The organism is Paenibacillus barengoltzii NBRC 101215, from assembly GCF_004000745.1.
Taxonomy (GTDB): Bacteria; Bacillota; Bacilli; order Paenibacillales; family Paenibacillaceae; genus Fontibacillus; species Fontibacillus barengoltzii.
Genome location: NZ_BILV01000126.1, coordinates 1 through 6,779 on the forward strand (window position 1 = coordinate 1; position 6,779 = coordinate 6,779).

A 6,779-nucleotide genomic window follows, 5' to 3' on the forward strand; every position below is an offset into this window, starting at 1 on the left:
CTGCGGCGGCTTCGCAGCGGCATCGCGCCGGTCACCGTCCGGCGCCGGGCCGCGGGATACGGCGATGTCGCGCCGACGGACGCGAGCATCGCCAGCGCCACCGCCGTGCGGCGGCTGATCGCCGGCGGCGGCCTTACCGCGGCCGCGCCGTATCTCCCGCCGTCCACGGTGGACATCCTCGCCCGCGAGTTCGCGGCGGGACGCGGGCCCGTGACGTGGGAGAGCTTGGCCGCGCCGCTCTTCCATCAGCTGCTCCTGGCGTCGCCGGAGCAGCTGGCCGCCCTTCATGAGGTCACCGAAGGGCTGGAATACCGGATCAAAAAAACGCTGCCCCGCTTGTCCGAGCCCACCGTCGCCGAGCTGCTGACGCAGCTCAAGACCAAACGCTACACGCATACGAAGCTGCAGCGCACGCTGCTGCATATTCTCTTGCAGCATCCCCGAGAGCTGCTGGCGCCCGAGGCGCTCGCGCAAGGCCCAGGGTATCTGCGCGTGCTTGGCTTTAGCGCGGCCGGGCAGCAGCTGCTCAAGCGGATGAAACAAACGGCCCGTCTGCCGATCCTCACCCGGGCTGCTGAAATGGAGCACCCGCAGCTGAATCTCGACATTCGGGCCGCTGCCGTATATGCAAATGCGATGCCAAAGCGAAGCGCAGAGGAGCTGCTGCGCGAGTACCGTCAAGCCCCTATTCGCCTGACGGATTAATCACGCCGTTACGCTCCAAGCCTCACGCCGCCAAACCTGGAATCGCTTGCCCTGGATTATGACGCCTTCGGCTCCAACGAAGCCAAATAATCCAAGGCATCGTCCAGCGTCTTCACCGGAACGAGCTTCATCTTCGAACCGATTTCCTCCGCTTTGGCCTTCGCAACCTTATAATTTGCCTCTGGAACAAAAAATATTTCCGCCTTCTCCCGATCCGACGCCACAATCTTAAACTGGACGCCGCCGATCGCTCCTACGGTGCCGTCCTCGGCGATCGTGCCGGTGCCAGCCACCCGGTAGCCTTTGCTCAAGTCCCCCGGCGTCAACTGATTATAAATCTCAAGCGTAAACATTAAGCCGGCCGATGGACCGCCGATCCGCGTGTCAGCAAACTTCACTTCCTTGGCCTGATCCGCTGCCTGTACCTTCCGCAGTTCGCCTACCGATACACCTAATCCGGCCTTGCGCGCGCCGTCAGCCGCCTTAATCTCTACCAGCTCCACCTGCTGGTCGACCGATTTGCCTCCCCGTTCCAGACGGACATCAACCACATCCCCCGGTTGATTGTCCTGCAGCAAGGCGCCAAGGTCTTCAAACCGTTTGACCGGCTGTCCCTTCACCGCTCGAATTATATCCCCGGAGTGAAAATCTCCCTTGGGCGGGCTATCCTTAGACAAGCCGATGATAAATACGTACTCCGGGACGATACCGTACTTGACGCAGGCTTTATTATAGGCCGCCATAATCGCATTGGATTGGGAGCTGTTCATATAGTATCGCTGTTGCGTTTCGTATTCCTCGTCATTGCGATCAGGTTCCTTCTTCACGATCTCGGCATGCTTGTTGAAGCGAGCCGTCGCCAGCATCCATACGTTGGCGTAACTGACGGAAACCGTTGTGAGCATAAAAGTGCCCTTCTCCTCAGGATCTCCCGACGGGATGGAAACCATCGGTTTGATTTCCTCTGCCGTCCCCGGCTGATTGATCATATACGGGGTAGACATGTAGACGACAACATAGACGATCACCGCAAGGATCAGCACATACAGTCCCGATTTTAACGCTTTGGCTCTGGATGGTCGCATCCCGTTCTCCTCCCTTCCTGTGCGGCGGCGAATCCGCGTCTCCCTCAGCCCGCCGCTCCTCTGCCTGCACCTGCCATGCGAAACCGGTAGTCTGTCCTTCGCCGCTGATGCATAGCATGTACTATGCGTATATTCGCTATCGATCTTTATCTAATGACAAAGAAGGTGGATCTATACATATGAATTTCCGACGTTTGGCCGCCAGCCCGCTCTCCACATGGTTAACCGGATTTTTGGCCGTTTTGCTCGTGATCTGCGTCGTTTACGCCCCCGGCGAAGCGTTCAAAGCGTCGGGGGAAGGCTTGGCCATATGGTGGCGCATCGTATTCCCAGCCTTGCTGCCATTTATCGTTCTGTCGCAAATGCTGATCGCCTCAGGATTCGCCCATGGTCTGGGCGTGTTGCTCGAGCCTTTCACCCGCCGCGCCCTGGGTCTTCCCGGCTCCTTCGGCTGGGTGCTGCCGCTGGGGATGACGGCCGGCTTCCCTGCTGCAGCCGAAGCTGCGGTAACCCTGCATAAGCAGGGCAAGATCACCGCGCGTGAAGCTGAACGTCTCGCCGCGACAGCTCACTTCTGCAGCCCGATGCTGCTCGTCGTTGTAATTGGTGCAGGCTTCTTAAGCCGACCTGAGGTCGGCTTGCTCTTGCTCGCCGTGCATTGGATGGCCGGCATCGCCGCCGGCGTGACGCTGCAGTTGGTGTTCCCGGACCGCTCGAAATCAGCGGTGTCTCCACCAGCGGTAAAGCCTGCAGCCGAGCGGCGTGAATCGATCCTGCGCCTGGCCGTTCGCCGCATGGAGGAGGCCCGCCGCGAAGACGGCCGCAGCTTTGGCAAGCTGCTGGGCGACGCGGTCACTTCGGGCGTACAAACGCTGATGATTATCGGCGGATATATGCTTATTTTCGCAGTTGTAATTCACGTTATTCTGCTTGCGTTCCCTCATCATACGATGGCTGTTGCAGTGAAAAGCGCTCTGGAGGTCCATTTAGGCTCCTATGCCCTGTCCGGACTGGCTCCTTCTCTTCCTCCGGCCCTCAGCGCCTCGATATTGGGGGCGGTACTAGGGTGGAGCGGCCTATGCGCTTACCTGCAAGTGCGAGCTATCCTCGGGCCCGCAGGCATCGGTGAACGGTCGTTCCTGCTCAGCCGTCTGCTCCATGCGGCTTATGCTTATATCCTCACCTTGCTGCTGTGGAAACCGTTCACCCACTGGCTGCCAAGCGTTCTACCCGCATTTGGCGGCAGCGCAGCCTCGCCAATAGGAAGCGACACCCCGTCCGTCAAGCTGCCCAGTTGGCAGCTAGCGTTCGGGGTGATGGAATGGCAGCTGTGGATGCTGACTTTGTTGACGGTTGGCTTCTTGTCCATCGCGCTCCTGTGGCGGCGACAAGAGAACCCTTAAACTTTAAGCCCTAAGCCGTGCTTAGCTCGGCCCCAGCTTATCTTTGAACTTCTCGCGCAGCGCCAACTCAACCTCCGGCGGCACGAGATCGCTGACATCGCCGTGGAAGCTGGCAATCTCCTTGACGACGCTGGAACTCAAATACGAATATTTGGGGTGCGTCATCATAAAGATCGTTTCCACCTCGCTGTTCAGCTTATGATTTGTAGAAGCCAGCTGCAGCTCGTATTCAAAATCGGTGACGGAGCGAATGCCCCGGACGATCACATGGGCTTGCTTGTAGTCCATGTAATTCACCAGCAAATCCCGGAAACTGTCGATCTCGACATTAGGGAGATGCCCGGTCACCTCTCTGAGCAAAGCCTTACGCTCATCCACCGTAAATAACGGCTTCTTGCTTAAATTGTTCAGTACGGCCACGATCAGCTTGTCAAACTGGCGCGAGGCCCGCTGGATGATGTCCATATGCCCTTTCGTTACAGGATCAAAACTGCCTGGATATACCGCCACACGCGGTTGCCGCTGTTCACTCATGTTGTTCCTCCTGATCGTCGGTTTGAACCGTGTTCAACTCGGTATCGTAAGTATAAATGGATACGGAGGTCTCCCCGTATTCCGCTTTTCGGAACTGTACAAAAGGCCCAAACCGCTCAGGATAAACAAACGAGGCTTCATGTTCAAGTACAATCGTTGCCTCCGGCTTGAGCAACTGCAGCTCGTCCATCTGGGTCATCAGCGCATCCCCGTGTTTCAAGCGGTACGGGGGATCCAAGAACACCAGATCAAAGGACGCCTCCCGTTTCGCCAGAGCTTTCAGCGCACGTTCTGCGTCGTTTTTGTAGACTTCAGCCATGGCCTCGAATCCGGTCGCCTTCAAGTTCTGACGGATCGTCTCAAGGCTCTTCACATCTTTATCGATAAATACCGCCTTGTCCATGCCGCGGCTTAACGCCTCAATGCCGAGACCGCCGGTTCCGGCAAACAAGTCCAGCGCGGAGCCGCCGTCGAAATACGGACCGATCATGCTGAATATCGCTTCTTTGACTTTGTCTGTAGTCGGCCTGGTCCCCATGCCGGGTACGGCTTTGAGCGACCTGCCCCGGGCTCGGCCCGATATCACTCTCATCGATTAGTTCACACACCTTTTATGCCTGGAAAATTCCTGTCGATATCGTACCATAATCCGCCTAGGATTGAAAAATGAAAAAATCATCGAACTTTTTTGCGAATCGAGGTATAAAAGCCCTCTGCCCGGACACAATTAGAGTATCGACATCACCAAATGTCGTAGACAACCGCGGAGAAGACTTACGTTTCCCCATAAGCTCTTCGTCCGGTTTCTCCTCTCCCATGATGGGCATCCCGCGAGGGATGCCCAGACAAAAGCCCTTGTAGTAAGAAGTTCTACGAGGGCTTTTGTCCTTTTTTTATTTCATCTTCATTTTCGCGAAAAATAACGATCTTCCATCTCCTGTCGTACGCTTCTCGCCTCTTCCCCAGAAGACGCTGGGCTAACTAACCAAATCTCAGCATCAGGGAACTTACGGTGAGTCAGATCAGGAGGGAGCTCTGCCTGAGGGATCGACCACGCGATACGGACCATTTCTGCATCGAAATAGCTTACCCCAAGCCGAATCAAGTTAGCGCCTTCATAACGAAGTCCGGTCCCGTTCACGAGAAAGCAATTGGTATACCTCTTCCCGTTAATTTCGATGGTACCCTTAAATTGGGCATTTCGTTTGTCATAGTACCCATCTAACGCGAGTTGAATCGGCGGAGAAAACGTTAGGTCCTCCTCCATCCAGGCAACTCCGTTAAGCGTTGTCGTCACTTTCACCGGAGATACATTTTGGATATACCACCATGTATATAACGCAGCCAACAGAACCAATCCGGCAGCCGCAAATATCCATAATCGATTGCGAATCGTTGCTCCCTCCCCGCGATCATGCCTGAATCTTCCAACTCATCGTACCACTGGGGGAGTCGGCTGACAACCGTCAAAGCCCTGGCTTATTTCCCCTTGTCAAACAAGCCCCGACGGTGCATCACGGTAATGATTCGGTAGAAATCTACGCTGCCCTGCTCCGGATTATTCAACAGCGGATCGTCTTTGCTGTATTTCACCGCCGCCTCCACCGCTTCCTTGGCCCAGGCGGGAATGCCCGGCTTGGTCCATTTCTCCAACTCGGCGATTTTCTTCGCCTGTGCTTGGACTAGATTTTGAAGCGCAGCAAATTGCTTCTTCTCCTCTGCAGTCATCGGCTCATCTCCTTTCGTTGTGTCGTATTGCGTCAAGCTGTAGGTATTCATTAACTGAATCAGCTTGTTGGCATATTGTGGATCCGTTGCGTAACCGGCCGCAGCAACCGCCCGCGCCGCTTCCGGTCCCGTTTTTCCAATCGCCCCGGCATAGCGCGGCGCTGATAATAAACGGGCGTGATCTGTAATCGACTCGGCCCACGAACGGTATTTACGGAAAGCCGCGTTCACCACCACCGCTTTGCCGCTCCGATACTCGGTTGTGGGCAGAATCAAGCTGCCTGCTGGACCGGTGCCTTTTAGCCCAAACAGATTATTGCCTTGAACAGCTAAGCGACTTGTCCCCCAGTTCGATTCCAAAATCGCTTGGGCGATCGTCAATGAAGCCGGTATCCCGCTTTCCTTCGAGTTGGCAGCGGCAAGGGGGGCGATTTTCTGAATAAACCCGTTTTTGTCCAATCGCATTCACCTCCAGAATAGTTTATGAATTTGGTTGGACGAGGGTTTGGACCCTTACCTTGACGAGCTCGGAAGTCCGCTTAGTTCGATGTATAGCGGAGAGTTCGAGGGGTAACCTAACGTTGGTTTCACAACCTAACTTAACTAGAGGAGGATACTTAAGCAGATGTACAACAATGTCAGTCAACAACTTCGTGAGATCGAACAATCGATGCGCCAGCTTGAACAGCAAACCCGCCAAGCTACGATGATGTACCAGCAAATGCTGCAGCAGGAACAACAAAACGCGATGCAACTGGAAGAGTTGGCTCAACGTGAGCGTAGAGCCGTGCAAGTGATTCAATCCGCGCTCCAAGGACATCAAACAGCGATGCAACAATATCAACGCGTAGCCCAACTTGCGAATCAACTGGAAAGCAGCGTACACTCGATGTCTGGATTCAGCACGAGTTATACCCAGCCTGGCATCGGTCAAACCTCCTACAGCACGCAAGGAATCGGTCAAAGCAACTTCAGTTCTCCTATGAACACTCACCAACCAAGCTCTCTGCATACCAGTTCAATAAGCTCTATCGGCTCCAGCTCCATGAGTTCTATCGGGTCCACGGGTTCCGCAGGCTCCATGAACTCCACGGGATCGCACTCCTCGGGTTCCATCTCCGGCGCGGGCTCGATCGGAACCACAGGCTCGATGCGCAACTTCCAATAATAACAGGTATAAATAAACGGCCAGGGATCTTCTATCCTTGGCCGTTTGTTATTCTCCGTTGGTCTAGATGTCTGACCTTTTCACTTGGCATCGTCCACAGCAAAACAGCGATTCCTCCTCAAAATAACTGTATTTTTGCAGGAATCGCGTAAACAC

8 protein-coding genes are annotated in these 6,779 nt (G+C 55.2%); 3 read left to right on the top strand and 5 right to left on the bottom strand.

What is annotated here, in order from left to right; translation table 11 throughout:
* The gene (locus PBA01S_RS22160; RefSeq protein WP_255315418.1) at positions 1 to 705 is read left to right on the top strand and encodes a nucleotidyltransferase family protein; all 705 of its coding nucleotides are present in this window, start codon (positions 1 to 3) and stop codon (positions 703 to 705) included.
* Positions 706 to 761: 56 nt separating this feature from the next.
* Here the strand turns inward: PBA01S_RS22160 and PBA01S_RS22165 are convergent, their stop codons facing one another.
* Complete coding sequence (locus PBA01S_RS22165; RefSeq protein WP_127576757.1) at positions 762 to 1,790, bottom strand: SepM family pheromone-processing serine protease; 1,029 nt, start codon at positions 1,788 to 1,790, stop codon at positions 762 to 764.
* A gap of 179 nt (positions 1,791 to 1,969) precedes the next feature.
* Between PBA01S_RS22165 and PBA01S_RS22170 the strand changes: the two genes are divergently transcribed.
* Positions 1,970 to 3,193, top strand: coding sequence for a nucleoside recognition domain-containing protein (locus PBA01S_RS22170; protein WP_255315419.1), 1,224 nt, complete (start codon positions 1,970 to 1,972; stop codon positions 3,191 to 3,193).
* Positions 3,194 to 3,214: 21 nt separating this feature from the next.
* Here the strand turns inward: PBA01S_RS22170 and coaD are convergent, their stop codons facing one another.
* From coaD to PBA01S_RS22190, 4 genes are all read right to left on the bottom strand, one after another.
* Positions 3,215 to 3,727, bottom strand: a complete 513-nt coding sequence (coaD, locus tag PBA01S_RS22175) for a pantetheine-phosphate adenylyltransferase (RefSeq protein ID WP_028537796.1) — start codon at positions 3,725 to 3,727, stop codon at positions 3,215 to 3,217.
* Positions 3,720 to 4,319, bottom strand: a complete 600-nt coding sequence (rsmD, locus tag PBA01S_RS22180; protein ID WP_028537797.1) for a 16S rRNA (guanine(966)-N(2))-methyltransferase RsmD — start codon at positions 4,317 to 4,319, stop codon at positions 3,720 to 3,722. Before rsmD ends, coaD begins: the two co-directional genes overlap by 8 nt.
* A gap of 312 nt (positions 4,320 to 4,631) precedes the next feature.
* Positions 4,632 to 5,075 (bottom strand): hypothetical protein, encoded by a 444-nt coding sequence (locus PBA01S_RS22185; protein WP_127576758.1) that lies wholly within the window; start codon positions 5,073 to 5,075, stop codon positions 4,632 to 4,634.
* Positions 5,076 to 5,206: 131 nt separating this feature from the next.
* Positions 5,207 to 5,920: a glycoside hydrolase family 73 protein gene (locus PBA01S_RS22190; protein ID WP_028537799.1), complete on the bottom strand. Its 714-nt coding sequence runs from the start codon at positions 5,918 to 5,920 to the stop codon at positions 5,207 to 5,209.
* Between the two features lie 160 nt (positions 5,921 to 6,080).
* Here PBA01S_RS22190 and PBA01S_RS23225 point away from each other — a divergent pair, with 160 nt between their 5' ends.
* A complete protein-coding gene (locus PBA01S_RS23225) occupies positions 6,081 to 6,623 on the top strand; it encodes a hypothetical protein (protein ID WP_255315420.1) in 543 nt (180 codons plus the stop codon).
* The last annotated feature ends 156 nt before the right edge of the window (positions 6,624 to 6,779 follow it).

What these genes read in the sequence shown, in the direction of transcription:
- PBA01S_RS22165 (WP_127576757.1), bottom strand. Translation starts at nt 1,790, where the DNA reads ATGCGACCATCCAGAGCCAAAGCGTTAAAATCGGGACTGTATGTGCTG.
- PBA01S_RS22170 (WP_255315419.1), top strand. Translation starts at nt 1,970, where the DNA reads ATGAATTTCCGACGTTTGGCCGCCAGCCCGCTCTCCACATGGTTAACC.
- coaD (WP_028537796.1), bottom strand. Translation starts at nt 3,727, where the DNA reads ATGAGTGAACAGCGGCAACCGCGTGTGGCGGTATATCCAGGCAGTTTT.
- rsmD (WP_028537797.1), bottom strand. Translation starts at nt 4,319, where the DNA reads ATGAGAGTGATATCGGGCCGAGCCCGGGGCAGGTCGCTCAAAGCCGTA.
- PBA01S_RS22190 (WP_028537799.1), bottom strand. Translation starts at nt 5,920, where the DNA reads ATGCGATTGGACAAAAACGGGTTTATTCAGAAAATCGCCCCCCTTGCC.
- PBA01S_RS23225 (WP_255315420.1), top strand. Translation starts at nt 6,081, where the DNA reads ATGTACAACAATGTCAGTCAACAACTTCGTGAGATCGAACAATCGATG.